At 69.5% G+C, this 24,387-nt stretch carries 23 protein-coding genes and 1 riboswitch; of the genes, 11 read left to right on the plus strand and 12 right to left on the minus strand.

Annotated elements, in window-relative coordinates; translation table 11 throughout:
• Positions 1 to 250 (minus strand): hypothetical protein (locus HMPREF0321_RS13415; RefSeq protein WP_006947280.1); only part of this gene is annotated, 250 nt, incomplete at its 3' end.
• Positions 250 to 1,254, minus strand: coding sequence for a magnesium and cobalt transport protein CorA (locus HMPREF0321_RS13420; protein WP_006947278.1), 1,005 nt, complete (start codon positions 1,252 to 1,254; stop codon positions 250 to 252). The genes HMPREF0321_RS13420 and HMPREF0321_RS13415, both read right to left, overlap by 1 nt.
• A 79-nt stretch (positions 1,255 to 1,333) precedes the next feature.
• Between HMPREF0321_RS13420 and HMPREF0321_RS13425 the strand changes: the two genes are divergently transcribed.
• The 5 genes from HMPREF0321_RS13425 (at position 1,334) to HMPREF0321_RS13445 (ending at position 5,321) form a co-directional block, all read left to right on the plus strand.
• A complete protein-coding gene (locus HMPREF0321_RS13425) occupies positions 1,334 to 2,053 on the plus strand; it encodes an MSMEG_4193 family putative phosphomutase (RefSeq protein WP_006947223.1) in 720 nt (239 codons plus the stop codon).
• A gap of 10 nt (positions 2,054 to 2,063) precedes the next feature.
• Positions 2,064 to 2,591: a DUF3090 family protein gene (locus HMPREF0321_RS13430; protein WP_006947252.1), complete on the plus strand. Its 528-nt coding sequence runs from the start codon at positions 2,064 to 2,066 to the stop codon at positions 2,589 to 2,591.
• Positions 2,588 to 3,409, plus strand: coding sequence for an SCO1664 family protein (locus HMPREF0321_RS13435; RefSeq protein WP_006947217.1), 822 nt, complete (start codon positions 2,588 to 2,590; stop codon positions 3,407 to 3,409). Before HMPREF0321_RS13430 ends, HMPREF0321_RS13435 begins: the two co-directional genes overlap by 4 nt.
• A gap of 71 nt (positions 3,410 to 3,480) precedes the next feature.
• A complete protein-coding gene (gene mshC, locus HMPREF0321_RS13440; protein ID WP_006947307.1) occupies positions 3,481 to 4,743 on the plus strand; it encodes a cysteine--1-D-myo-inosityl 2-amino-2-deoxy-alpha-D-glucopyranoside ligase in 1,263 nt (420 codons plus the stop codon).
• Positions 4,740 to 5,321: a hypothetical protein gene (locus tag HMPREF0321_RS13445; RefSeq protein ID WP_006947267.1), complete on the plus strand. Its 582-nt coding sequence runs from the start codon at positions 4,740 to 4,742 to the stop codon at positions 5,319 to 5,321. The genes mshC and HMPREF0321_RS13445 overlap by 4 nt, the downstream gene beginning before the upstream one ends.
• On the opposite strand, the gene HMPREF0321_RS16210 is transcribed toward HMPREF0321_RS13445, so the two are convergent.
• Complete coding sequence (locus HMPREF0321_RS16210; RefSeq protein WP_006947265.1) at positions 5,308 to 5,553, minus strand: hypothetical protein; 246 nt, start codon at positions 5,551 to 5,553, stop codon at positions 5,308 to 5,310. The two genes, HMPREF0321_RS13445 and HMPREF0321_RS16210, sit on opposite strands and share 14 nt — an antisense overlap.
• A gap of 516 nt (positions 5,554 to 6,069) precedes the next feature.
• Positions 6,070 to 6,597 carry an Lrp/AsnC family transcriptional regulator gene (locus HMPREF0321_RS13455; RefSeq protein ID WP_006947262.1) on the minus strand — a complete coding sequence of 176 codons (528 nt, stop codon included), beginning with the start codon at positions 6,595 to 6,597 and terminating at the stop codon, positions 6,070 to 6,072.
• 85 nt (positions 6,598 to 6,682) lie between these two features.
• On the opposite strand from HMPREF0321_RS13455, the gene HMPREF0321_RS13460 reads away from it, so the two are divergent.
• Positions 6,683 to 7,858 carry a PLP-dependent aspartate aminotransferase family protein gene (locus HMPREF0321_RS13460; protein ID WP_040015112.1) on the plus strand — a complete coding sequence of 392 codons (1,176 nt, stop codon included), beginning with the start codon at positions 6,683 to 6,685 and terminating at the stop codon, positions 7,856 to 7,858.
• A gap of 28 nt (positions 7,859 to 7,886) precedes the next feature.
• Here the strand turns inward: HMPREF0321_RS13460 and HMPREF0321_RS16620 are convergent, their stop codons facing one another.
• The 3 genes from HMPREF0321_RS16620 to HMPREF0321_RS13470 form a co-directional block, all read right to left on the minus strand.
• Positions 7,887 to 8,036 carry a hypothetical protein gene (locus HMPREF0321_RS16620; protein WP_160126205.1) on the minus strand — a complete coding sequence of 50 codons (150 nt, stop codon included), beginning with the start codon at positions 8,034 to 8,036 and terminating at the stop codon, positions 7,887 to 7,889.
• Entirely contained in the window at positions 8,033 to 8,242 is a 210-nt protein-coding gene (locus HMPREF0321_RS13465) for a type II toxin-antitoxin system Y4mF family antitoxin (RefSeq protein WP_040015113.1), read from the minus strand. Before HMPREF0321_RS13465 ends, HMPREF0321_RS16620 begins: the two co-directional genes overlap by 4 nt.
• Positions 8,243 to 8,437: 195 nt before the next feature.
• Positions 8,438 to 9,316: a proteasome assembly chaperone family protein gene (locus tag HMPREF0321_RS13470; RefSeq protein ID WP_006947266.1), complete on the minus strand. Its 879-nt coding sequence runs from the start codon at positions 9,314 to 9,316 to the stop codon at positions 8,438 to 8,440.
• 260 nt (positions 9,317 to 9,576) lie between these two features.
• On the opposite strand from HMPREF0321_RS13470, the gene metH reads away from it, so the two are divergent.
• Both metH and HMPREF0321_RS13480 read left to right on the plus strand, forming a co-directional pair.
• Positions 9,577 to 13,269 (plus strand): methionine synthase, encoded by a 3,693-nt coding sequence (gene metH / locus HMPREF0321_RS13475; protein ID WP_050786620.1) that lies wholly within the window; start codon positions 9,577 to 9,579, stop codon positions 13,267 to 13,269.
• A 3-nt stretch (positions 13,270 to 13,272) separates the two neighbouring features.
• Positions 13,273 to 14,025 (plus strand): HAD family phosphatase, encoded by a 753-nt coding sequence (locus tag HMPREF0321_RS13480; protein WP_006947276.1) that lies wholly within the window; start codon positions 13,273 to 13,275, stop codon positions 14,023 to 14,025.
• A 171-nt stretch (positions 14,026 to 14,196) separates the two neighbouring features.
• Here the strand turns inward: HMPREF0321_RS13480 and thiC are convergent, their stop codons facing one another.
• The 4 genes from thiC to HMPREF0321_RS13500 form a co-directional block, all read right to left on the minus strand.
• Entirely contained in the window at positions 14,197 to 16,062 is a 1,866-nt protein-coding gene (gene thiC / locus HMPREF0321_RS13485; protein WP_006947230.1) for a phosphomethylpyrimidine synthase ThiC, read from the minus strand.
• An 89-nt stretch (positions 16,063 to 16,151) separates the two neighbouring features.
• A riboswitch (TPP riboswitch) is annotated at positions 16,152 to 16,266 on the minus strand.
• 93 nt (positions 16,267 to 16,359) lie between these two features.
• Positions 16,360 to 17,070, minus strand: a complete 711-nt coding sequence (locus tag HMPREF0321_RS13490) for a CE1759 family FMN reductase (protein WP_006947233.1) — start codon at positions 17,068 to 17,070, stop codon at positions 16,360 to 16,362.
• A 103-nt stretch (positions 17,071 to 17,173) separates the two neighbouring features.
• The gene (locus HMPREF0321_RS13495) at positions 17,174 to 18,364 is read right to left on the minus strand and encodes a CE1758 family FMN-dependent luciferase-like monooxygenase (protein ID WP_006947212.1); all 1,191 of its coding nucleotides are present in this window, start codon (positions 18,362 to 18,364) and stop codon (positions 17,174 to 17,176) included.
• A gap of 292 nt (positions 18,365 to 18,656) precedes the next feature.
• A complete protein-coding gene (locus HMPREF0321_RS13500) occupies positions 18,657 to 19,502 on the minus strand; it encodes a PD-(D/E)XK nuclease family protein (protein ID WP_006947250.1) in 846 nt (281 codons plus the stop codon).
• Between the two features lie 49 nt (positions 19,503 to 19,551).
• On the opposite strand from HMPREF0321_RS13500, the gene HMPREF0321_RS13505 reads away from it, so the two are divergent.
• The 3 genes from HMPREF0321_RS13505 to arc all read left to right on the plus strand — a co-directional run bounded on the left by HMPREF0321_RS13505 (position 19,552) and on the right by arc (position 23,789).
• Entirely contained in the window at positions 19,552 to 20,727 is a 1,176-nt protein-coding gene (locus HMPREF0321_RS13505) for a site-2 protease family protein (protein ID WP_006947279.1), read from the plus strand.
• An 11-nt stretch (positions 20,728 to 20,738) separates the two neighbouring features.
• Complete coding sequence (locus tag HMPREF0321_RS13510; RefSeq protein ID WP_006947211.1) at positions 20,739 to 21,947, plus strand: tRNA (adenine-N1)-methyltransferase; 1,209 nt, start codon at positions 20,739 to 20,741, stop codon at positions 21,945 to 21,947.
• A 210-nt stretch (positions 21,948 to 22,157) separates the two neighbouring features.
• On the plus strand, positions 22,158 to 23,789 hold the full coding sequence (arc, locus tag HMPREF0321_RS13515) for a proteasome ATPase (protein WP_006947264.1): 1,632 nt from the start codon (positions 22,158 to 22,160) through the stop codon (positions 23,787 to 23,789).
• Between the two features lie 148 nt (positions 23,790 to 23,937).
• Here the strand turns inward: arc and HMPREF0321_RS13520 are convergent, their stop codons facing one another.
• Entirely contained in the window at positions 23,938 to 24,294 is a 357-nt protein-coding gene (locus HMPREF0321_RS13520; RefSeq protein WP_006947215.1) for a DUF3054 domain-containing protein, read from the minus strand.
• Positions 24,295 to 24,387: the final 93 nt, after the last annotated feature.

Below are 24,387 nucleotides of genomic sequence, written 5' to 3' on the forward strand. Positions count from 1 at the left end.
CCTCGCGCGGGCGGCCCTCGGGGGCCTCACGCAGCCGCACCTCGGCGGCGCCCGCGTCGACGTCGTTCGTCTCGAACGTGTGCCCGCCGGCAGCGAGGTAGGTGCTCGCCATCTCCTGCGCGCTCTCCGCCGTCACGCCGCGGGCCCACCCGGAAACGCCGAGCACGAACGCGCTGACACGCGTCCCGCTGCCGTTGAGCACGCGCGTCGGCACCCGCGGCGCCGCGTCACCGATGTGGCGAACCACCATCACAACCATCCAGACTTCTTGAACGCGCGCCACAGCAGCACGCCGATCGTCGCGAGCACGGCGATCATCAGGTAGTACCCGTAGTAGAACTCGTACCCACCGCCGCGGCCGCCGAAGTGCACGGACGCCTCCAGCTCCGGCACCGAGTGGAAGTTCGTGCCGTAGATGCCGGCGAGCATCGTCGGCACCGTCGCGATGGCGACCCACGCCGAAATCTTGCGCATGTCGTTGTTCTGCTGCACGCCGACCTGCGACAGGTACGCCGACAGCACGTCCGACAGCAACCGATCGTAGGTCTCGATGTGCTCGCTGACGAGTTGCAGGTGATCGAGAACGTCACGGAAGAACGGCGCGAACCCCTCGTCGACGAACGACGACGCGACGAGGCGCCGCGTCGGCTCGATGAGCGGCTGCACAGCCCACCGCGCCTCGAGCAGTTCGCGCTTCAGTTCGTAGATGTCGCTGACGTCCGTCGTCACGCTCGGCGTGAACACCTGATGCTCGATCGCGAGGACGTCGTCGCTGAGCTCCTCGTCGATGGCGAGGTACTTGTCGACGACCGCGTCCATGACCGAGTAGATGACCGCGACGGGGCCCTTCTCCAGCAGCCTCGGGTCGTGCTCCAACGCGGTGCGCACCGTCTCCAGCGGCGTCGGCTCACCGCGCCTGACGGTGACGACGAAGCGGTCGCCGACGAACACCATGAGTTCGCCGGTCTCGACGTCGGACGTCGCCTCGATGTAGCGCAACGTGCGCATGACGAGGAACGCCATGCCGTCGTAGACCTCGAACTTGGGGCGTTGCCCACCGCCGAGAGCGTCCTCGACCGCGAGGGGGTGCAGGCCGAACTCCGTGGCGATGAGCGAGAACTCGCCGGCCGTCGGATCCTTCAACCCGACCCACAGGAAGCCGTCGTCGTGCTCGCGCAGATCGGCGAGCCCGGCGTGCAGGTCGCCGCAGTCGATGCGCTTGCCGCCGCGATAGACGGCCTGGTCGATGATCACCGTCGTATTCTGCGCTACCGCGCTGCCCGCGCCGTGGCGCGACACGGGTCATGGACGGCCGGGCCGGTAGCCTGGCTTCGTGGCCACCATCATCCTGCTGCGGCACGGGCGCACGAGCGCCAACGCCTCCGGCGTCCTCGCCGGTTGGAGCCCCGACGTCCATCTCGACGAGCTGGGGCGCGCCCAGGCCGACGCCGCCGCCGCGGCGATCAGCGCCTGCTGCACGCCTGAGCGCATCGTCGCCTCGCCGCTCGTGCGCTGCCAGGAGACGGCGGACGCCCTGCGCGCGGCGAGCGGCGCCGCTGTCGAGACCGACGACGCCGTCGGCGAGTGCCGCTACGGCGCCTGGACGGGGCGCAAGCTCAGCGACCTCGCCGGCGAGGAGCTGTGGAAGCAGGTGCAGGAACACCCGTCGCAGGTGACGTTCCCGCCGAGCCCGCAGTTCGAGCACGAGTCGATGCTCGCCATGCAGCGACGCGCCGTCGACGCCGTGCGCGCCCTCGCGCGCGAGCTGGACGAACGCAGCAACGACGAGCAGGGCGGTTCGGGCGTGGGCGTCGTCGTCAGCCACGGGGACGTCATCAAGTCGGTGCTGTCGGACGCGCTCGGTCAGCACCTCGACGACTTCCAGCGCATCGTCCTTGCACCCGCGTCGATGAGCGTCATCCGCTTCGTCGGCGATCGCCCCTTCGTCCTCGCGATGAACGTGACCTCCGGTGGCCTCGGCGAGGCCGTCGGTCTGGCGCGCTCGACGAGCGCCGAATCCACCGTCGGTGGCGCCACCGGCGCGACGCAGTAGGCTCACGGACATGTCTGTAGTCGAGTTCAACCAGCCCGCGCGCTTCGTGGCGGGCACCGTCGGTGAGCCGGGCTCTCGCGAGTTCTACCTGCAGGTGCGTGACGCGCGCCGCGTCGAGGGCGTCGCCATCGAGAAGCAGCAGGTGGCTCTGCTCGCCGAGCGCCTCGAAGAGCTGCTCGACGAGGTCGGCGCCGACCGCGACGAGCCGGCCACCGCACCCGACAACGACCCGCTCGAACTGCCCGTCGACCCGCTGTTCCGCGTCGGCAGCATGAGCGTCAGCTGGAATCCGATGGAGCGCGTCTTCGCGCTCGAGTGCCACGACCTCGACGCCGAGATGGACCAGGACGATGACGGCGCCGCGATCACCGCCATCACGGGCCTGCGCGTCGTGCTCGCCCCGCCCGCGGCGCGCGAGTTCACGCGTCGTTCGCTCGCGCTCGTCGCGCAGGGCCGCCGTCCCTGCCCGCTGTGCAACGAGCCGCTCGACCCGCGCGGCCACGTCTGCCCCCGCGCGAACGGGTACCGACGCCGGTGAGCGAGACGCGCGACGTCACCTCCCGACCACTCGAGCTCGGCACGCCCGAACTGAGCGAGCTCGAGTGGCAGATCGAGGGTCGCCTCGTCGACGCCTCCAACGTCGTCGTGCGGTTGATGACGGCGACGGGGGAGCGCGCCGTGTTCAAACCCGTGCGTGGTGAACAACCGTTGCGCGACTTCCGGTCGGGGACGCTCGCGCACCGCGAGGTCGCGACCTACCTCGTCGCCGCCGCGGCCGGCATGCGCTGCGTTCCGGAGACGACGTGGCACGTCGACCCGCAGCTCGGCGAGGGATCCCTGCAGCGCTGGGTCGGACCGCTCGAACCGGCCGAGCAGGACCAGGTGGCGTTGCTCGACGAGGACGAGCTGACTGACGACGTGCACGCGATCGCCGCGTTCGACACCGACGAGGGCCCCCTCGTGCTCGCTCACCACGACGGTGACCCACTACGCGACGTCGCGCTGCTGGACGTGCTGACGAACAACGCCGACCGCAAGGGTTCTCACCTCATCGAGGACACATCGGGCGGGGGAGACATGCAGCTCTACGCCATCGATCACGGCCTGACGTTCCACATCGACGACAAGCTGCGCACCGTCCTGTGGGGCTTCGCCGGTGAACCGTTGAGTGCGGCGCACGACGCGTGCCTCACGGCGCTCCTGGCCGCGCGAGACGGGCTCGGCGCGCAGCTCAGCGCACACCTCGACGATGACGAGGTCGAGGCGTTCTTCGAGCGCGTGGCGGCGCTGCGCACCGCCGGCGTGTTTCCACAGCCGCCGTCCGATCGCTACCCGCTGCCGTGGCCGCCGCTGTGAGAGCCCACGAGGGCCTCGCCGTGACGCGTCCGCCGGGCGGAGGCGTCGGTCGCACCCGTTAGGCTGAGGCGGTGAAATCCTGGTCTCGCCCTGCGCTCAACCCCGTCGCCTCCCCGGCTGGAGCCGACATCGACGTCCGCCTCTTCGACACGGCAGCCGGTGAGATCGTCCCGATCGACCTCGGCGAGCAGGCCGGGCTGTACGTCTGCGGCATCACGCCGTACGACGCGACGCACCTCGGCCACGCGGCCACCTACGTCACCTTCGACATCGCCCAGCGCGTCATGATCGACGCGGGCGCGCAGGTCACCTACGTGCAGAACGTCACCGACGTCGACGACCCACTGCTCGAGCGGGCCGCCCGAGACGGCGTCGACTGGCGTGAGCTCGCGACGAGCGAGATCGAGCTGTTCCACGGCGACATGGAGGCCCTCGGTGTCATCCCGCCGCAGCACTACGTCGGCGTCGTCGAGTCGATGACCTTGCATTCGACCAACGTCGCCCGGCTGCTCGAGCGCGGTCTCGCCTACACCGTCGACGTACCCGCCGCCGAGAACGCCGCTGCCGGCGCGAAGGACGTCTACCTCGACCTCGCGCAGCAGCCGACGTTCGGTTCGGTCTCGCACTGGGACCGTGAGCAGATGATGGCCGTCTTCGCCGACCGCGGCGGCGACCCAGAGCGTGAGGGCAAGCGCGACGTCTTCGACCCGCTGCTGTGGCGCGCCGAGCGTGAGGGAGAGCCGGCGTGGGACGGCGGCCCCGGCGTCGGACGCGGCCGACCTGGCTGGCACATCGAGTGCACGTCGATCGCGCTCGAGCACCTCGGCAACGGTTTCACGCTGCAGGGCGGCGGCACCGACCTCATCTTCCCGCACCACGAGATGAGCGCCGTGCAGGCCAACGCGCTGACGGGGCAGCCGCCGTTCGCGCACCACTACGCGCACCAGGGCATGGTCGGCTACGACGGCGAGAAGATGAGCAAGAGCAAGGGCAACCTCGTCAAGGTGTCCGTGCTGCGCCGCGAGGGCGTCGACCCGATGGCGATCCGGCTCGTCCTGCTCGACCAGCACTACCGCACCGACTGGGAGTACACCGACGCGCTGCTCGACGCCGCGAAGGAGCGCCTCGCGACGTGGCGACGCGCCATCGAGGCGGATGGCGTCGACGCGACGCCCACGATCGAAGCGGTCCGCCGCGCCCTGCGCAGCGACCTCGACACGCCCGCCGCGCTCGCCGCGATCGACGCCTGGTGTGCAGCCGAGGGCGAAGAAGCCGTCGGCTCCGCACAGCAGATCCACGACGTCGTCGACGCCCTGCTCGGGGTCAAGCTGTGACCACGACGATCAGCCCGGCCAGCGCCGCGACGATGTTCGTCCTGCTCGAAGGCCCGAGCGACGTCGCGGCCGTCGCGGCCCTCATGGAGCGTGACGGGCTCGCGAGCCCGAACGTCGAACTCGTCAACCTGCAGGGCGCGACGAACGTCGGCCGTGTCCTCGGCGAGATCCGGCAGATCCGATCCGACGCCGACGTCGTCGGGCTCTGCGACGCCGCCGACACCCGCGCGGCCGAGAAGGCGCTCGCCGACGACGGGCTGCCCGTGCTCGACGCGAGCGACCTGCCCGTCTATGGCTTCTTCGTCTGCGAACCCGACCTCGAGGGGGAACTGATCCGCGCGCTCGGCGCCGAGCGCGCGAAGGCCGCCATCGAGGGCGCGGGTCTCGGCAGCAAGTTCGATGCGCTGCGCACACAGGCCGCGTGGGCCGACGAACCGCTCGCGGATCAGCTGCGCCGGTTCGCGCGCGCCGTGTCCGGTCGCAAGGAGAACGCGGCCGCTGTGCTGGCCGCGGCGCTCGGCGCCGACGAGGTACCCGAGCCGCTCGCGATGCTGCTCGACCGGATCAGGTACGCCTGAGCGCAGCTGCCTCCGGGAGCCCTTCGAGCGCGGTCATGACGTGAACGCATCGAAAGCCCAGCGCGGCTTTGCGCGCGAGGATGGCGGTGTTCGTCCCGGCGCAGTAGGTCTGGACCCATTGCGTCGCGCTCGCCTGCGGAAGTGACTGCAGGTGCTCGAGATTGACGACCTTGAGCGTCCGCGCGACGCCCGCACCACGGCAGGAGCGGTCGACGAGCGTGTCGTCCTGCAACGCGATCTGCGGGGCGCGTCGCTCGCCAGCAGGATCTGCGTGTACCCGGCCGGCCGCCGAGCCAGGCGAGGGCGCGCACGAGGAGATACCCCTCCTCGACGTGACGCTCGTCCTCGCGGCGGCGGGCGTCGCCGTCACGCTTGCCGGGCAGGGTGAGGCCGCCGAGCGGGTCGTCGTCGGCCATCTGAGGGCCGAACCGCGTCGTCGCGCCTGCGAGCGCACCCCGACCATCACCTCAGCGGGCTCGCCTGCCTCCTGTTCGATGAGTGCGGCGCCGACGATCTCGTCACCTCGTCGCGCGACGAATCCGTGCAGCAGGTGCCCCGGTTCGTGGGCGGCCACCTGCGCGCGGGCCGCCCGGTCGGTGCGCCCGCAGGGGTGCTCGCGCCCGGCCGCCAGGGCGTCGCGCAGGGTGACGTTCCAGGCGTCGATCGCGGTGGGGTCATCGACGTCGAGCGGGGTGATCGCACAGGATTCATGGCTTCATCCGACCAATTGAGCGCGACGAGGGCGACCTCACCCGAGCGGGTCGGTGCCGCGCAGCCGCTCGAAGATGAGGCTCGTCTGCGCCTGCGCGATGCCCGGCATGCCGGTGAGCCGATCGAGGACGAAGTCGCGCAGCGCGTTCGGCGACTCGGCGCACACATGGATGAGGAAGTCGTTCTCACCCGCCACGTGGTAGGCGGCGATGACGCCGGGGACGGTGACGATCGCTGCGCGGAAGGCGTCCATCTGCTCACGTCGATGCCCGGCGAACCGGACGGCGACCATCGCCTCCATGGCGCGCCCCAGCCGGGCGAGGTCGACGTCGGCGTGGACACCGGCGAGAACGCCCTGCTCGCGCAGCGTGCGCACGCGGATGCTGCACGTCGACTCGGGCAGGCCGATGCGGCGCGCCAGCTCGGCGTTCGGCATGCGTCCCTCCGCGAGGAGCAGTTCGACGATGCGACGGTCCGTGGCGTCGGGTTGCCACGACGGCCCGTAGCGGGTACGACGATTCCCCCGTTCCGCAGGGGAGCGCGGTGCACTACTCGAAGGTTTCACCGTCTGCTCGCTTCGTCGTGAGATCTCTTCAGTCAGATGGACAGCGGATGCTGTGTTCTTCCATTCTTCCTGTGTGACAGATCACATGGAATCACTCGCCACCGCCGCCGTCCACGCCGGGCGTGACGACGTCACCGCCCTCGGTGTGCACGTGCCGAGCCTCGATGCGTCGACGACGTACCCGCTGCTCAGCATCGAGCGCGGCGGCGACTCGTACGAGGTGCTCGCGACGGGCGGGCACCCCGTCGTCGACGGCTCCCTCGTGTACCAGCGCCTGTGGAACCCGAACGTCGACCGGTTCGAGCGTGCCGTCGCGCAGCTCGAGGACGCTGACGAGGCCGTCGCGTTGGCGACCGGCATGGCCGCCATCAGCGCAGTGCTACTCGCGGCCGTCGCGGCGGGCACCCCGCACGTCGTCGCCGTCCGCCCGCTGTATGGCGGCACCGATCACTTGCTCGCCACTGGCCTGCTCGGCACGCGGGTGACGTGGGCGGGCGTCGACGAGATCGCCGACGCGATCGAGGCCGACACGGGCCTGGTCGTCCTCGAGTCTCCCGGCAACCCGACGCTCGACCTCGTCGACATCGCGGCCGTCGTGCGCGCCGCGGGCGACGTGCCCGTCATGGTCGACAACACGTTCGCCACGCCCGTGCTGCAGCAGCCGCTCGCGCTCGGTGCGACGTTGAGCGTGCATTCGGCGACGAAGTTCATGGGTGGTCACGGCGACCTCATGGGCGGCGTCGTCGCGTGTGACGAGGCGTGGGCGCCGCGGCTGCGTCAGGTGCGCGCCATCACGGGGGCGCTGTTGTCGCCCTCGAACGCGTACGGGTTGCACCGTGGGCTGCAGACGCTGCCGATTCGGGTCAAGGCGCAGCAGGAAGGCGCGCGCGCCGTCGCCGAGTGGCTGCTGACGCGCGGCGAGGTGGACGCCGTCATGTGGTCGGGGTTGCCGCAGTTCGACGTCGACGGCATCGCGGCCCGTCAGATGGCCGGGCCCGGTTCGGTGCTCGCGTTCGGCATGGCCGACGGTTTCGATGCGGCCGCCGTCGTGACGTCGGCCTGCCGCCTCATCGTGCACGCCGTCTCGCTCGGGGGAGTCGACACGCTCATCCAGCACCCGGCAGCCCTGACGCACCGTCCCGTGGAGGGGGACGCGAAGCCGTCACAGTCGGTGCTGCGCCTGTCCGTGGGCCTCGAAGACCCCGCCGACCTCATCGCCGACCTCAGCCAGGCCTTCGACGCGGTGCATCAGCGCGGTTGAGCGTGTATCGCTGGGCTACCGGTGGCGGTCACCGCGCTGCGGTGGCCGCCATCGTCCGGGCCGGATGACGCGTGACGCGGCTCAGGTCCTGCACACGCCTGGCGTCAAACCCGATCTCGTCGAGGTCTTCAGCGGCACCCAGCGCCGCCGTCTGCGCGCGATCTGCGCGCGGGCTCATGCGCCGACGCCCCCGCGGGGTTCAGCACGCAGCTCCAGACCCAGCGCGTCGAGGACGGCCGTGAGCTTGTCGAGTCGCACCGTGGCCTTGTTCTGCTCGAGCGAGCGGACGAAGCGTTCGGAGACATCAGCCAGTTCGGCAAGCTCCATCTGGCCGAGGCCGAGGCTGCGCCGCCTCGCTCGCACGTCCTGAACAGGCTCATGCACCCTTCATCGGAACGATCGTGCCGTCAGAGCACTCGTCCTGGGCCGATTCGACCCGAAGCGACACGATCGTTCCGCTTTGGGGTTGAACACACTGCTCGCGCCAACACCGGCACGATCCGACGAGGACCCCTGCTGCCGTCGTCGCGAGAAACTCGGCACGATCATGCCGCTCACGCCAGCCGTTCCGACGGCCCGTCAGACCGTGTCGCCCCCAGGGCCCTGCTCCCCGCGGCGGCTGTCGCCGTCCCGCCGGCGCAGGAACTGCTCGAACTGTTCGGCGATCGCATCGCCGGAGGCCTCGGGCAGTTCGGTGACGTCCATCGAGTGCTCGAGCGTGTCGACGTAGGAGGTCATGTCGCCGTCCTGCGCGACGAGTTCGCTGACGCCACGCTCCCAGGCCCGCGCCTGCTCCTCGAGATCGCCCTCGGGCAGCGCGACGTCGAGCAGTCTCGACAACCCCTGCACCATCGTCCACGTCACCTTCGGCTGCGGGCTGCCCAGCGCGTACTGCGGCATGACGACCCACTGCGCGATCGTCGTCACATCCGAGCGCCCGAGCGCATCGATGAGAATGCCGACGATGCCCGCCGGGCCGACGTACGTCGGCGTCTTCGCGTCATACGCCTCACGCGTCGCCGGCTGCGGCGACGTCAGCGTGACAGGCAGCGGCCGCGTGTGCGGCGTGTCCCCACCGAGCGCACCGCACACCACGACGCGCGCCGGCTCGCTCGCATGGATGGCGTCGAGCAGTTCGGCGAGAAACGCCTTCCACCGGAACGACGGCTCGATGCCCTTGACGATGAGCACGTCGCCCACGGCGTCGAGTCGCGTGTGGAAGATCTCCGTCGTGCGCCAGATGACGCGGCGCTCGCCGTCGACGACGTCGATGCGCGGTTGGTTGACCTGGAAGTCGTAGTAGTCCTCCGGGTCGACGTCGGCCCACAGGCGCGCGCCGGTGGCCTTGACGAGGTGATCCATCGCGTCGAACGCGGCGCCGGTGACGTCGTTCCAGCCCTGGAAGGCGACGAGGACGGTCGGTGGGGTCGACGTGGTGAGGTCGAAGTGACGACGCACAGCGTGTCTCCTTCTGCAGGTCGTGAGAGTGGATCGGGCGCGCGGCGACGATGCGGCGAGGGCCTGACATTCCAGTATGCGGCCAACGGCGTGCACGCTCCAAGGCGGGGCGACGCCGCTCGATAGCATGATGCGACATCCACCCGCCCTCGAAGGGACGTCACGTGAGCAGCCGCTCCAAGGCAACCGACCCGACCACGACCGACCACGACGCCCGCCGCGACGCAGGCGGGGATCGCAGCGAGGAGCTGGCCGCGCTCATGCGTGAGCGAATCCTCGTCATGGACGGCGCGATGGGCACGATGATCCAGCGGCACGGGTTGAGTGAGGACGACTACCGCGGTGAGCGATTCGCCGACTGGCCGAGCGACCTCAAGGGCAACAACGACCTGCTGTCACTGACGCAGCCCGACATCATCGAGGGCATCCACCGCGAGTACCTCGAGGCCGGCGCTGACATCGTCGAGACGAACACGTTCAACGCGCAGCGCATCTCATTGGCTGATTACGACATGTCCGAGTTCGCGTACGAATTCAACGTCGAATCCGCGAAACTCGCTCGCACTGCTGCCGATTCGGTGACCACCGGGGCGCGTCCGAGGTTCGTGGCCGGCGCGATCGGCCCGACGAACCGCACGGCGTCGATCTCACCGGACGTCAACGACCCGGGCGCGCGCAACGTCAGCTTCGACGACCTCGTCGGCGCCTACCTCGAGCAGGCCCGCGGCCTGGCCGACGGCGGCGTCGACCTCATGCTCATCGAGACGATCTTTGACACGCTCAACGCGAAGGCCGCGATCTTCGCGCTGGAGCAGCTGTTCGAGGAACGCGGGCGGCGCTGGCCCGTCATCATCTCCGGCACGATCACCGACGCCTCCGGCCGCACCCTGTCGGGGCAGACGGGCGAGGCGTTCTGGAACTCGGTGCGTCACGCGCGCCCGCTCGCCGTCGGACTCAACTGCGCGCTCGGCGCCGACGAGATGCGCCCCTACGTCGCCGACCTCTCGCGCATCGCCGACTGTTTCGTCTCCTGCTACCCGAACGCTGGCCTGCCCAACGCGTTCGGCGAGTACGACGAGACACCCGAGGCGATGACGCAGACCGTCGCCGCATTCGCGGGCGACGGCCTCGTCAACCTCGTCGGCGGATGCTGCGGCACCTCGCCCGATCACATCGGGGCGATCGCCGACGCGGTCGCCGCCACGGCCCCGCGCAGCGTGCCCGACGTCGCGCCCGCCCTGCGCCTGTCCGGGCTCGAGCCGTTCACCGTCGACGAGGATTCGCTGTTCGTCAACGTCGGTGAGCGCACGAACATCACCGGTTCGGCGCGCTTCCGCAAGCTCATCAAGGACGGCGACTACGCGACGGCGCTGTCCGTCGCCCGTCAGCAGGTCGAGAACGGCGCGCAGATCATCGACGTCAACATGGACGAGGGCATGATCGACGGCGTCGCCGCGATGGATCGCTTCTGCAAGCTCATCGCCTCCGAACCCGACATCTGCCGCGTCCCGGTCATGGTCGACTCCTCGAAGTGGGAGGTCATCGAGGCCGGGCTGAAGTGCATCCAGGGCAAGTCGATCGTCAACTCGATCTCGATGAAGGAGGGCGTCGAACCGTTCATCGAGCACGCCCGGCTGTGCAAGCGCTACGGCGCGGCGATCGTCGTCATGGCGTTCGACGAGGACGGCCAGGCCGACACCCTCGAGCGGCGCAAGACGATCACGAAGCGGGCCTACGACATCCTCACCGGCCCCGACGTCGACTTCCCGGCCGAGGACATCATCTTCGACCCGAACATCTTCGCGATCGGCACGGGCATCGAGGAGCACGCCAACTACGGCGTCGACTTCATCGAGGGCACGCGATGGATCAAGGCGAACCTGCCCGGCGCCCTCGTCAGCGGCGGCGTGTCGAACGTGTCGTTCAGCTTCCGCGGCAACAACCCGGTGCGCGAGGCGATCCACGCCGTCTTCCTCTACCACGCGGTCGCCGCGGGGATGGACATGGGCATCGTCAACGCCGGCGCGCTCGTCGTCTACGACGAGATCGACCCCGAACTGCGCGAGCTGATCGAGGACGTCGTCCTCAACCGGCGCGCCGACGCGACCGAGCGGCTGCTCGAGGCCGCCGAACAGTACAACTCGAGCGGTGAGCAGGCGGAAGCGAAGACGGAACAGTGGCGCGAACTGCCGGTGCGCGAACGCATCACGCATGCGCTCGTCAAGGGCATCGACGACCACGTCGAAGCCGACACCGAGCAGATGCGCGCCGAGCTGGAGGCCGAGGGCAAGCGTCCGCTCGAGGTGATCGAGGGCCCGCTCATGGACGGCATGGGCGTCGTCGGTGACCTGTTCGGCGCCGGCAAGATGTTCCTGCCGCAGGTCGTGAAGTCGGCGCGCGTCATGAAGAAGGCCGTCGCCTACCTCATCCCGTTCATCGAGGCGGAGAAGGAAGCGAGCGGCGTCACGAGCAAGCAGACGAACGGCACCGTCGTGCTCGCCACCGTCAAGGGCGACGTGCACGACATCGGCAAGAACATCGTCGGCGTCGTGCTGCAGTGCAACAACTACGAGGTGATCGACCTCGGCGTCATGGTCGCTCCGCAGAAGATCCTCGACGCTGCGCGCGAGCACGACGCCGACATCATCGGGCTGTCGGGCCTCATCACGCCGTCGCTCGACGAGATGGTGCACCTGGCCTCTGAGATGCAGCGTCAGGGCTTCACTCAGCCGCTGCTCATCGGCGGCGCGACGACGTCGCGTGCGCACACGGCCGTCAAGATCGACGGGCGCTACGACGAGCCCGTCGTGTGGGTGAAGGACGCCTCGCGCTCGGTTCCGGTCGTCGCTGCGCTGTTGTCGACGGGGGAGCGACGCGAGGCGTTGCTCGCCGACGTCGTCGCCGACTACGACGCGTTGCGCGCCCGACACGCGGCCAAGCGCGACGAGCGTCCGTTGCTGACGCTCGACGAGGCGCGGGCCAACGTCACCGAGATGGACTGGGCTGCAGGCGTTCCCGACGCTCCGGCCCTTGCCGTCGACGGCGCCCCCGTGACGAGGGTGTTCACCGACTACCCGGTGAGCGAGCTGCGTGAGTACATCGACTGGCAGCCGTTCTTCGCCGCCTGGGAGATGAAGGGGCGCTTCCCCGACATCCTGAGCAACCCCGCGCAGGGCGAGGCGGCGCGCAAGCTGTACGACGACGCGCAGACGATGCTCGACCGCATCAGTGACGAGGGCTGGTTGCACCCGGCGGGTGTCATCGGGTTCTGGCCGGCGCAGGCCGACGGTGACGACACCGTGCTGTTCGGCGACGCGTCGCGTTCGGCCGAGGTGGCGCGCCTGCACCACCTGCGTCAGCAGGGCACGCACCGTGACGGCGTGCCGAACCGCTCGCTCGCCGACTTCGTCGCCCCTACGGGTGCGGCCGACGACTGGGTCGGTGCGTTCGCCGTGACGGCTGGGACGGAGCTGCCGGAGCGGATCCGCGCGTTCAAGGACGACCTCGACGACTACTCGGCGATCCTGCTCGAGGCCCTCGCCGACCGCCTCGCGGAGGCGTTCGCCGAGCGGCTGCACGAGCGTGTGCGTCGCGAGTTCTGGGGTTACGAGGCAGGGGAGAAGCTGTCGAACGACGAACTCATCAGGGAGCGCTACCAGGGCATCCGTCCCGCGCCCGGCTACCCGGCGTGCCCCGAGCACACCGAGAAGGACACGCTGTTCGACCTGCTCGACGTGACCGCGTCGATCGGGGTCGAACTGACCGAGTCGCGCGCGATGTGGCCCGGCGCGTCCGTGAGCGGGTGGTACTTCGCGCATCCGCAGGCGCAGTACTTCGTCGTCGGGCGGATCGGGCGCGATCAGGTCGCCGACTACGCTGAGCGCAAGGGATGGACGATGGCCGAGGCCGAGCGCCACCTGGCCCCCAACCTCGGATACGACCCGGAGGACTGACGCGTGAACCCGACGCCGCACCTGAACCATCTCGACGCCCGCCTCGACGCGCTCGACTCATCGGCGTCCTCGCGCGCGGCGCATGGTTCGCATGCCCCCCGCGCGATCCTGTGGGACATGGATGGCACCGTCATCGACACCGAGCCGTACTGGATGGAGGCCGAGCGCGGCCTGATCGAGTCGTACGGGGCGTCGTGGAGCGAGGAGCAGGCGTTCCAGCTCGTCGGCAACGCGCTGCCCGTCACGGGTCGGATGATCAAGGATCAGACGGGTATTCCGTTGACGCCGGACGAGATCGTCGACATCCTGCTCGAGCAGGTCATCGAGAAGCTGAAGCAGCACGTGCCGTGGCGCCCCGGCGCGCAGGAGCTGCTGCTCGCCGCCCACGAGGCGGGGATGCCGTGCGCGCTCGTCACGATGTCGTACGAGTCGTTCGCGCGGGTGCTCGTCGACGCGCTGCCGGCCGGGACGTTCGAGGTCGTCGTCACCGGTGACATGGTGAGCGCGGGCAAACCGGACCCGGAGGCGTACGTGCGGGCCGCGGCAGAGCTGGGCCTGCGCCCGGATCAGTGCGTCGCGATCGAGGATTCGGCGACGGGCGTGCGCTCGGCCGTCGCGGCCGGCGTCCCCACGCTCGCCGTGCCGCATCTCGTCGAGATTCCGCAGCTCGACGGCCTCGTCGTCGTCCCCGACCTCGCCGCCGTCAGCCTCGACGACCTGCCGCGTCTGGCGGAGCAAGCTCGCGCGACGCGCTGATGCTCGAGCCGGCCCGGCAGGCCGTGGCACAGGCGAATGTGACCGAAAATCGCAGATGGGTACGCCGTTCGCGAATGTGGACGTAGATCGCAGATGGGGCGGGCACGGACGGAGACAAGAGTCGGTGAGGGGCGGAGTCGAGTTGCTCCACCCCTCACCGTTGCGAACCCGTCAGTCCTGGGGCGTGGGGGTTGCCAGGGCGTGGGCGGTGTCGGGGTCGACGTAGACGCTGCGCCCGAGCTCGACGAACGTCTTCGACATCTGCTGCATGCCCTCGCGCGCCTCGCTCTCGCTGACGACGCGCTGCTGGGCGCCGGCGTCGCCGAAGCGGTCGCGCACGTCCTGGCTGATGCGCATCGAGCAGAACTTCGGCCCGCACATCGAGCAGAAGTGTGCTGTCTTCGCCGCCTCGGCGGGCAGCGATTCGTCGTGGAACTCGCGCGCGGTGTCGGGGTCGAGCGACAGGTTGAACTGGTCGTTCCAACGGAACTCGAAGCGCGCCTTGCTCAACGCGTCGTCCCACGCTCGCGCGCCGGGGTGGCGCTTCGCGACGTCCGCGGCGTGCGCCGCGAGCTTGTACGTGATGACGCCGGTCTTGACGTCATCACGGTTCGGCAGGCCGAGGTGCTCCTTCGGCGTGACGTAGCACAGCATCGCGGTGCCACCCATCGCGATCGTCGTCGCGCCGATGGCGGAAGTGATGTGGTCGTAGCCGGGTGCGACGTCGGTGACGAGCGGGCCGAGCGTGTAGAACGGCGCGCCGTCACACCACTCCTGCTGCAGGCGCACGTTCTCCTCGACGAGGTCGAGCGGCACGTGCCCGGGGCCCTCGACCATGACCTGGACGTCGAACTGCCATGCCCGCTTCGTCAGCTCGGCGAGGGTGCGCAGCTCGGAAAGCTGCGCCTCGTCGTTGGCGTCGGCGGTACAGCCAGGGCGCAGGCCGTCACCGAGGGAGAAGGCGACGTCGTAGCGGGCGAAGATCTCGCACAGCTCGTCGAAGTGGGTGTAGAGGAAGTTCTCCTCGTGGTGCGCGAGACACCAGCCGGCCATGATCGAGCCGCCGCGGCTGACGATGCCCGTGATGCGCTCGGCCGTCATCGGCACGTAGCGCAGCAGCACGCCGGCGTGGATCGTCATGTAGTCGACGCCCTGCTCGCACTGCTCGATGACGGTGTCGCGGAAGATCTCCCACGTCAGCTTGTCGGCCTCACCGTTGACCTTCTCGAGGGCCTGGTAGATCGGCACGGTGCCGATCGGGACGGGGGAGTTGCGGAGGATCCACTCGCGCGTTGTGTGGATGTCGTCACCGGTCGACAGGTCCATGACGGTGTCGGCGCCCCACGTCGTCGCCCACGTCAGCTTGTCGACCTCCTCGGCGATCGACGACGTCACGGCCGAGTTTCCGATGTTCGCGTTGACCTTGACGAGGAAGCGACGCCCGATGATCATCGGCTCGCTCTCCGGGTGGTTGACGTTGGCGGGGATGATCGCGCGTCCGGCGGCGACCTCGTCGCGCACGAGTTCGAGGGCGCAGTTCTCGCGGGCGGCGACGAATCGCATCTCGGGGGTGATCAATCCCTTACGGGCGTAGTGCATCTGGGTGACGACGGCGCCGTCCTTCGAGCGCAGCGGTGCGCGACGTTCGCCGCGCCACTCGTGGCTCGCCTCACCGCGTCGGACGGCCGAGCGGCCGTCGTCGAGCAGGGTGCGCTCTCGGCCGGCGTACGTCTCGACGTCGTCGCGCTCGGCGATCCACTCGGCGCGCAACGGCGGCAGCCCGACCTCGGGGTCACTGCCCGGGCCGGAGGTGTCGTACAGCTCGACGGGAGCGTTGGCCGCGCCGGTGCCGGGGGAGTTGTCGAGGATGACCTCGGTGTAGGGCACGCGCAGGCCGTCCGCGTCTCGGTACTGCTTGCGGCGAGCGTCCGATCCGTCAGCGGGGGTGGTTGCGCGCCTCTGAACCGCGGCCGACGCCGGCGACGTGGCTGCTCGGTCGGTGGTGGCCGCGAGGTCGCGGGCGTTGAACGTCGTCATGATGGTGCCTCCTTCGGATCGGACGAAGGCACGGCAAGACCCCACGCAGCAGGCGTCGACGAACGTCGGCACCGAACGGAGGATGAGCGACCATGAGGTCTCCTTGGCTGCCTGCGCCGGCATGATCCGGGTCAGGTCGGGTAGCGGTCGGAGCAGTATCAGCTCCCTCTCAGCCCTGTTCTCAGGACTCCCACGAAGGACGCTTCCGACTATGGCACATCCCGGCAGACGAACGTGACGAAGGGGTCCGTCAGGTTCGTGACGAACCTGACGGACCCCTCCGGTCACGAGTCGTGCTCAGCGGCGCAACATCTCTTCCATCGTCGGCACCGCGACGAACGGATCGCGCGCCCGATTGCGCGTCTCGGCAAGCGTACGAACCGATTTCGACGATGTTCTCGGCGCTTCCCCATCCTTGGACACGCGCGCGCCAGAACCGCCGTTCACCACCACGTCTGCTCCGCCGAGCACGCGCTCTAGCTGCTGCGTCAACTCACCGGCGGCCTCGCTCGCCCGCGCTTCCAGGCCTCGCCCGGCCCAGTCGTCGGGCGCGGCGTAGACCGCCGTCGGCATGACGAGCGCCTTCATGTACGCGAACAGCGGTCGCAAGGCGGTGTCCGTCACCAGTGAGTGTCGGGCGGAACCGCCCGTCGCGCCGACGATGACGGGCACGCCGCTCAGCACGCCGCCCGCAGTCGCATCCCAGAACGACTTGAACAAGCCCGTGAAGCTCGCCTTGTACGTCGGCGTCACCGCGACCACGGCGTCGGCCGCGCCCAGCACCTCGTAGGCGTCCGCGAGCGCCGGGGGAGCGAACCCCGTCAACGACGCCGTCGTGATGTCGTGCGCCAGCGCCCGCAGGTCGATCCGCTCGACGACGACCTCGCTGCCCTGCTCCCGCGCACTCTCGACAACCGCGTCGCTCAGCAGCTGGGCGAGACGATGCGTCGACGATTCCTCACTCAACCCGCCGCTGATCACGGCGAGGCGTGCCGTCCAGTTCATCATCGTGTTCTCCTTCGTCTCGTTGCTCTGAGTTTGGGCGTAACGCCGCCGCCGGCGTCGCCCGCCCGGCCCGGTCAGCCGAGTTGTCGACGAACCGGGCTGATGCTCAACGGTCTTCGGCGCGCGTTCCCGTCACGTCGTCGGTCTTCGGAGCACGCGGCACACCTGTCTCGACGCCGCCCATCTGACCGGCGTCAGCCGAGGGCGTGTCGGTCGCCTGGGCAGCGCGCGCAGCCAGCAGGCTGGCATGCGTCGGGGCATCAGGCACGCCGGCGGCGCGTCGGATGTCCATCTCGGCGCGCAGCTGCGGCACGACCTTCGTGCCGAGCAGCTCGATCTGGTGCATGACCTCGGCGTGCGGCAGCCCGGCGTGGTCGATGAGGAACAGCTGACGCTGGTAGTCACCGACGTAGTCGCGGAAGCCGAGCGTGGCCTCGACGACCTCGTCCGGCGTGCCGACCGTCAGCGGCGTCTGACGCGTGTAGTCCTCCAACGAACCCGCCCCGCCGTAGACCGGCGCGTGATCGAAGTAGGGGCGGAACGTCTCCATCGCCTTCGCCTTCGACTCGGCCATGAACACCTGCCCACCGAGGCCGACGATCGCGTCCTGCGCCCGGCCGTGACCGTAGTGCTCGAAGCGTTCCCGGTAGAACTGCACCATCTGCGCAGCGTGCTGCGGCGGCCAGAAGATGTGGTTGTGGAAGAAACCGTCACCGTAGTAGGCGGCCTGCTCCGCGATCTCGGGGCTGCGGATCGAGCCGTGCCAGACGAACGGCGCGATGTCGTCGAGCGGGCGCGGCGTCGAGGTGAAACCCTGCAGCGGTGTGCGGAACTTGCCCTCCCACGTCACGTTCTCTTCGTTCCACAGGCGGCGCAGCAGCGCGTAGTTCTCGATGGCGAGCGGGATGCCGTCGCGGATGTCCTTGCCGAACCACGGGTAGACCGGGCCGGTGTTGCCACGCCCCAGCATGAGGTCGACGCGGCCGCCGGCGAGATGCTGCGCGTAGGCGTAGTCCTCGGCGATGCGCACCGGGTCCGTCGTCGTGATGAGCGTCGTCGACGTCGACAGGATGATGTTCTTCGTCACCACCGCGAGGTTCGCCATCAGCACGGCCGGGTTGGCCGGTGCGACGAACGGCGGGTTGTGGTGCTGGCCGGTGGCGAAGACGTCGAGGCCCACCTCGTCGGCGAGCTTCGCCATCTCGACGGTGTTCGCGATGCGCTCGTGCTCGCTGACGGTGCGCCCTGTCGTCGGGTTCGTCGTGACGTCACCGACGGTGAAGATGCCGAACTGCATGAGGGCCTCCCTTGGTCCATGCATTCATGTAGTTGAAAATGCAACTACTTGCGGAACGGGACGGCGCGGCCGGTTATTCCAGCTGCGCGCGCGGTGACCCTGGCCCTGCGCGGCCCAACTGCGATCCCCGTACCCATCTGCGATCTTCGTCTTATTCAATGGACGTTGGTGAATGAGCGGTTGTCGTCAGCCTCGCCGCGGAGGCGGGCGCGGTGCAGGAGGCGATAGATGCCCGCAACGCGTCACTCGGACGGTGGCTGCCGCTTCGACGACCGGCCCGAACGGTCATCCTTCAGTCGCCATCGACGTCTCCGAGGTCGCCGGTGGTGCGGGGACCGAGCGCGAGACGCGCCGCGTGCTCGGGCAGCGGCGGGGGAGTGCCGCCCCATTCCGGGCACAGCGCCTTGTGATCGCACCACGAGCACAAGCGCGACTTCTTGGGCCGCCAGTCACCCGTCCGAGCGCAGCGCTCGATCGCGCGCCACAGCGCCTTGAGCTTGCGTTCGAGCGCGAGCAAGTCGGCCTCGTCGGGTTGATAACGCAAGAACTGACTGTTGCCCAGGTAGACGAGTTGCAGCATGAGCGGCATGACGCCCCGCGTGCGCCAGATGACGAGCGCGTAGAACTTCATCTGGAACAACGCCTTGTTCTCGAAGAGCTCCGACGGCGCCCGTCCCGTCTTGTAGTCGACGACGCGGATCTGCCCGCCGGGAGCGACGTCGAGGCGGTCGATGTACCCGCGCAGCGTGAGCCCGTCGAGGTCGGCCTCGACGTAGAGCTCGCGCTCGGCGGGTTCGAGGAACTGCGGGTTCTCCATCGCGAACCACTTCTCGACGAGCTTCTCCGCATCACGCAGCCACGTCGCGAGATCGTGCGGTGTGCTGCCCGCGAGTTCGGCCAGCTCCGGTTCGTCGGTGAGCATGTCCTCCCAGGCATGGGGGACGAGGTCGAGCGCCCGCTCGAGCGTGCGTTTCGGGGCGTCGACGTCGAAGATGCGCTCGAGCACCGAATGGACGAGCGTCCCCCGCGACGCCGCCGCACTCGGCGACTCCGGCAGCTTGTCGATGACGCGGAAGCGATAGAGCAGGGGACACTGCATGAAGTCGGAGGCGCGCGACGGAGACAACGAAGCGGGCATCCGAGAAGTCTAATCATCCCGGCGCACGAGGCCCACATAGTCTTGGGGCATGCCCCAGCCCACACCCGGCCTCAAGATCGCCTCACTGCGCGGCGTCCCCGTCTACATCGGACGCACGTGGCCGATCATCGCCGTCATCATCGTCGCGATCTTCGGCCCGCAGGTCGCCTCGCTTCACCCCGAATGGGGTTTCGGCGCGTACGTCGTCGGCATCGGGTACGCGTTGTTGCTGCTGCTCAGCGTGCTCGTCCACGAGGCGGCGCACGCCCTCGTCGCACAGGCTTGCCACTACCGCGTCACGCATATCGTCGCCGACCTCATGGGCGGCCACACGAGCTACGACACCCCCGACGCGACGCCCGGACGCAGCGCGCTCGTCGCCGCCGTCGGGCCGCTGTCGAACGCGGTGCTCGCGGTGATCGGCTTCCTCGGCCACCGCGCGAGTGACGGCGACGGCGCCGTGCCGCTGCTGCTCGGGGCGTTCGCGTGGAGCAACGCGTTCGTCGCGGCGTTCAACGCGTTGCCCGGTCTGCCGCTCGATGGTGGGTTCCTCGTCGACGCGCTCGTGTGGAAGCTGACGGGCAACCGCGCCACGGGCATGAAGGCCGCCGGCTGGTGCGGACGCATCGTCGCCATCGGCGTGGCCGCGTGGGCCGTGCTCGGGTTCGTACGCGCGCCCGGCTCGCTGTGGAGCCTCGTGTGGCTGCTGTTCATCGCCTCGTTCCTCTGGCGCGGCGCGAGCGTCGCCGTCAACGTCGGCATCAACCGCGAGTTCCTCGGCGGCATCCGAGTCGCCGACGTCATCCGCCCCGCCGTCGCCGTCCCCGCGAGCACGCCCGTCGCGGCACTGCCGGAGACGGGCGACACGATCGTCCTCATCGACGCAGACGGCGCCGCCAGCGCCCTCGTCGCGCCCGGTGCGCACGTGCGGGTGCCCGTGGATCAGCGCCCGCACGTGCCCGCGAGCGCCCTCGGCGAGGCCCTGCTGCCGCATGCGGGCGCCGTCATCTCCTCACCGCAGGACGACGTGATGGCGATCCTGCCCGCGTTCGAGGGCGATCCGACGCCGGGTGTCGTCACCGTCAGCATGCCGGTGGAAGGGCAGCCCGCAGCTGCCGACGACCCGGTCGCGCTGCGACTGGTCGGCATCGCGACGCTCGCCGACCTCGAGCGTGCGATGCAGCGTCACGCGCACGAGAGCGGCACCATGCCGCGGGGCGCCTAGACTTGCTCCCCATGAGCGAGAGCGATCAGACCCCCGCCCCGTCGACCGGCGCCGAGTACCGCCGCGGCCCCTTCCGGGAGGGCGAGCGCATCCAGCTCACCGACCCCAAGGGGCGCATGCACACGATCACGCTGACGCCCGGCAAGCAGTTCCACACCCACCGCGGTCACATCAAGCACGACGACCTCATCGGTTCGCCCGATGCGGTGACGGTGACGAACACGGCGGGCGTCGAGTACCTCGCGGTGCGTCCGCTGCTGAGCGACTACGTCATGTCGATGCCGCGCGGCGCGGCCGTCGTCTATCCGAAGGACGCCGGGCAGATCGTCACGATGGCCGACATCTTCCCCGGCGCACGCGTCGTCGAAGCGGGCGTCGGTTCGGGTGCGTTGTCGATGTCGCTGCTGCGCGCCGTCGGTGAGGACGGGCGCCTGTACTCGTTCGAGCGTCGCGAGGACTTCGCCGCCATCGCCGCGGGCAACGCGCGCGAGTTCTTCGGCGTCGACCACCCGGCGTGGAGCATCACCGTCGGCGACCTGGTCGAGGCGCTGCCGCAGACCGTCGAGTCGGGCACGATCGACCGCGTCGTGCTCGACATGCTCGCGCCCTGGGAGTGCCTCGACGTCGTTCACGAGGCGCTCGCGCCCGGCGGCGTGCTCATCTGTTACGTCGCGACGGCGACGCAGTTGTCGCGCGTCGCCGAGGCCGCGCGCGATCACGGCGGCTTCACCGAGCCGAACGCGTGGGAGAGCCTCGTGCGCGGCTGGCACCTCGAAGGCCTCGCGGTGCGCCCCGAGCACCGCATGCACGCCCACACCGGCTTCCTCATCTCCACGCGCCGCCTCGCCGACGGCGTCGCCGCGCCGCTCGTCAAGCGCCGCCCTGCCAAGGGTGCCTACGGTGACGACGGCGCTCCCGCCAGCGCCCCGGAGCCCACGCCCGACGACGCGTGGACACCCGAAGCCGTCGGCGAACGCCCCGTCTCCGACAAGAAGATGCGCAAGCTCGTGCGCTCGTTCGAGAACACCCCGACGGCACAGGCGCTCGCGGGCGATGACACCGCACGCGCCCCTGAGTCGGCGGCGCCGGCGGGCTCTGACGACGCTTCGGTGGCGCAGGCGAGCGCCGGCTCGGCCGCCGACGCGGAGACGTCCGTCGCTGCTGAACCGGACGCTGCCGCAGAGAACGCCGAGGCGCCCGTCGCAACCGATCAGGACTGACGCGAGGGTCGTCTCAGACGTCGTCATCGAGGCACCAGCCAGCCATCAGCGCCTCGTCGAACGAGCACGATCCACTTGGGTCGTGCTCGTTCGTCGTCGCGGGTGTGCGCAGGTCGATAGGGTGGAACGAGTGGCTGCTCGGGCCGCGCTTCGGTGCGCACGAGGAGCCGGACGGCTCTGACGAGCACCCCGAAGGCGAAGGAAACGGTGATGAGTGGCCCGAAGTTCGACCCGACGGACCGGACGTCGTCCTCGAACGACACGTCATCAGGCGCGACGTCGCCCGCCGACGTCCTGCGGCTGCGTTCGCAGTTGACGACGGTGTCGTCGCAGAACGAGCGTCTCGTGCGCACGCTCAAGGATGCGCGCGACCAGATCGCGTCGATGAAGGGTGAGATCGAACGTCTCGCGCAGCCGCCGAACAACTACGCCACCGTCATCGCGGCGCATGACGACGGCAGCGCCGACATCTTCTACATGGGCCGAAAGATGCTCGTGTCGTTCTCGCCCGCGATCACGATCGAGGAGCTCGTGCCCGGCCAGGAGGTCATGGTCAACGAGGCCATGAACATCGTCAGGGTCGTCGGGTTCGAGCGCGCCGGCGAGACCGTCACGCTCAAGGAGACGCTCGAGGACGGCCGCCTGCTCGTCGCGACGGGCAACGACGAGGAACGTGTCGTCCGCACCGCCGGGCCGCTCGCGGACGTGACGGTGCGTCCCGGCGACACGCTGCTCATGGAGGCCAAGAGCGGTTTCGTGCTCGAACGGCTGACGCGCGCGGAGGTCTCCGACCTCGGGCTCGAGGAGGTGCCCGACATCGACTACTCCGACATCGGGGGTCTCGCCGGGCAGATCGAGACGATCCGCGACTCCGTCGAGTTGCCGTTCCTGCACGCCGATCTGTACGCCGAGCACCACCTGCGTCCACCGAAGGGCGTGCTGCTCTATGGCCCGCCTGGGTGTGGAAAGACGTTGGTGGCCAAGGCGGTTGCCGCGTCGCTCGCGAAGCAGGTCGCGGCGAAGCAGGGCAACTCGGACGCGACGAGCTACTTCCTCAACATCAAGGGCCCGGAGCTGCTCAACAAGTACGTCGGCGAGACGGAGCGTCACATCCGCGTGCTGTTCCAGCGCGCGCGTGAGGTCGCGAGTTCGGGCACGCCGGTCGTCGTGTTCTTCGACGAGATGGAGTCACTGTTCCGCATCCGTGGCGCCGGCGTCAGCTCGGACGTCGAGACGACGATAGTGCCGCAGCTGCTCGCCGAGATCGACGGCGTCGAGAGCCTCGAGAACGTCATCGTCATCGGCGCGAGCAACCGCGAGGACATGATCGACCCGGCCGTCCTGCGCCCGGGGCGCCTCGACGTCAAGATCCGCATCGAACGCCCCGACGAGGTCGCCGGGCGCGACATCTTCGGCAAGTATCTGACGCCGGCCCTGCCGTTCCACGCCGACGAGATCGCCGCGCACGACGGCGATCCGTCGAAGGTTGCGGCGTCGCTCATCGACATCGCTGCGGGGGAGTTGTATGCCCGCGACGACGCGCACGCCTACCTCGAGGCGACGTACGCGGACGGTTCGCGCGAGGTGCTGTACTTCGCCGACTTCGCGAGCGGCGCGATGATCCAGAACATCGTCGACCGCGCGAAGAAGGCCGCGATCAAGGCCCTCATCACTTCCGAGGAGCGCGGTATTCGCGCGGAGCACGTGCGTCAGGCGTGCCGTGACGAGTTCCGCGAGAACGAGGATCTGCCCGGCACGAGTAACCCCGACGACTGGGCCCGCGTGTCCGGCCGCCGCGGTGAGCGCATCGTCAACATCCGCACGCTCGCGGACAAGAACTGACTGACGCGTCGCCACGGGTCAGTCCCGCAGCACCTCGACGAGCCGCGCGACGCCGCGTTCCAGTTCGGCTTCGTCCGGCGTCCGGCGCCATGCGGGCGAGGACGCGAGGTGCCGTATCGCTGCGGCGATTCCCGAACGGGGAGCCGGATCAGGCGCGACGACGTTCCAGCACGCGCGCGACGAGACGCCAGCCGAGCATGCACGCGCCGTTGAACGCCAGCGCGACGATGACGAACGCGACGGCCGTGCCGTGCCCGGAGACCTGACGCAGGATCATTCCGACGATGACCGTCGTCAGCCACACGATCACTCCCGACGTCAGCGAGCGCCCCGGCAATCGCTTCATGACGACAAGGACGATCCACCCGACGATCGCTCCCACGACGAACGGCCACGCCGTCGTCACGATGCCGGTGAGGGCGTCGGCCTCGCCGTGGTTGCGCCGTCCGACGGCGGCGAAGACGAGGACGACGAGCAGGTCGAGAAGCGGCGCGAGAGCAAGCATGACCCCACCGTATCCGCCGATCTTGCCCGGGTTTCGCAGCGCAGACGCCGCGGAACCCGGACAACATCGACTATATTTATTGTCAATTCAATA

Origin of the sequence: Dermacoccus sp. Ellin185 (assembly GCF_000152185.1) — a bacterium.
GTDB classification, from domain to species: domain Bacteria; phylum Actinomycetota; class Actinomycetes; order Actinomycetales; family Dermatophilaceae; genus Dermacoccus; species Dermacoccus nishinomiyaensis.